2 protein-coding genes are annotated in these 1814 nt (G+C 72.9%); one reads left to right on the forward strand and one right to left on the reverse strand.

Going from position 1 to position 1814, the window contains the following annotated elements; all coding sequences use genetic code 11:
- Positions 1–96: 96 nt before the first annotated feature.
- On the reverse strand, positions 97–1086 hold the full coding sequence (locus tag NBZ85_RS30635; RefSeq protein ID WP_261558559.1) for an aldo/keto reductase: 990 nt from the start codon (positions 1084–1086) through the stop codon (positions 97–99).
- A 251-nt stretch (positions 1087–1337) separates the two neighbouring features.
- On the opposite strand from NBZ85_RS30635, the gene NBZ85_RS30640 reads away from it, so the two are divergent.
- On the forward strand, positions 1338–1814 hold a 477-nt coding region (locus NBZ85_RS30640), incomplete at its 3' end, for a TerD family protein (RefSeq protein ID WP_261563369.1).

Consider the following 1814-nt stretch of genomic DNA (forward strand, 5'->3'; position numbering starts at 1 on the left):
GCCCACCACTCGACGGGCGTCTGCCCGCCGTTCCACATCATCTCCTCCGACGACGTCTACGCCCCCGACGGCTCCGTCAACGCCAGCTAGGCCGGTTCAGCGGCGCAGGCGTTCGGCGGCCAGCGCGGCGAGCGCCTGGGAGCCGGCGAGCGGGGTGAAGCGGTCGGCGGCGGCGCTGAGCGCGGCGTACTCGTCGGCGGCGAGGTCGAGGTCGGCCGCGGCCGCGTTGCTCTCCACCTGGGCGACGCCGGACGCCCCCGGGATCGCCACGACCTGCGGATGGTGGATCGCCCAGGCCAGCGCGATCTGGGCGGGGCTCGCCCCGTGCGCCGCGGCGACCTCGCGCAGCACGTCGAGCAGCGGCGTCGCCCGGGCGAGGTTCTCGGTTCCGAACAGCGTGTTGGCCGCCCGGACCCGGCCGCTCGGGCGGTTGGTCACGTCGTAGTGGCCCGCCAGCAGCCCCTGGGCGAGCGGGCTCCAGGCGATGACGATCCGGGAATCGCGGGCGGCGAAGTCGAGCAGCGCGGCACCGCGGCGCGGCCGGGCCAGGCTGTACTCGACCTGGTTGGACAGCACCGGCGCGCCGAGGGCCGCGTCGGCCTCCTGCCAGCGGGCCAGCGAGTAGTTGCTGACCCCGATGTCCCCGACGAGGCCCACGGCCCGCAGCGCGACCATGCCCCGCATCGTCCAGCGGTCCCGGATCGCCGGGTTGGGCTGGTGGACCTGGTAGAGGTCGAGGTGGCGCACGCCGAGGCGGTGCGCGCTGGCGACCGCGCGCTGCTCGACGACCGGGCCCACCGGGACGATCGGCAGGAGCTTGGTCGCCACGTAGGCCCGGTCGAGCCCGCCGGGGACCGCGGCCAGCGCCGCGCCGAGGATGCGCTCGCTGCGTCCCAGGCCGTAGACCTCCGCCGAGTCGAACAGGGTGATCCCGAGCTCCAGGGCCCGGCGAACGATGAGCGCGGCGTCGTTGTCGGCGTAGCGGCTGCCGTAACCCCACTGCCCGGACCCGAACTGCCAGGTGCCCAGGCCGATCTTCGAAATCCTCTTCGGGCTGACAGTGACGGAGTCCTCCACGTAGCGCATCCGTCCAGTGAACGCGATCCTGCCCGCGGGACGCGAGAGGAGGTGTCACGCTGGAGACCTGTCACGGTGACGGGCACGTGGTGTCCCATGGGTGACAGCGCCCGCATGCCCGGCGTGTTCGGCTGAGTAGATGGGTAGCTGCTACCTTGCCCGCAGTCCGGTTCGTGCGGATGCGGGCGCAGGCGGCGGGGCGGATCCGCCGGTCGTTCCGGCAGGTGCCGGGGCGGCGGCAGGCGAGTGGAGGGAGCGTGTTGGTCACCCAGTTCAGCCGCGGGCAGAAGGCGCAGCTGTCGGCGGTCACCCAGGGCACCGACCTGTACGTCGGGATTGCGATCAACGCGCCGGGGGAGTGGGACATCTCCTGCTTCGGCCTGGACGGCGACGACCGCCTTTCCGACGACCGGTACTTCGTCTTCTTCAACCAGCCGACCTCACCGGAGAAGTCCGTCCAGCTCCTCGGCCCGCAGTCCGGGGACACGCAGGCGTTCCGGGTCAGCCTCGACCAGGTGCCGGCCTCGATCGGCCGGCTGTCGTTCTGCGCGGCGCTGGACGGCGGCGGCAGTGCCGCGGCGATCGCGTCGGGCTACCTGCGGATCGTCGTCGCCGGTACCGAGGTGCTGCGCTACTCCTTCACCGGCGCCGACTTCACCAGCGAACGCGCGGTGATGATCGGCGACCTCTACCGCAAGGGCGTGTGGCGCGTCGCCGCGATCGGCCAGGGCTTCCAG

Origin of the sequence: Frankia tisae, assembly GCF_025403405.1 — a bacterium.
Classification (GTDB): domain Bacteria; phylum Actinomycetota; class Actinomycetes; order Frankiales; family Frankiaceae; genus Frankia; species Frankia tisai.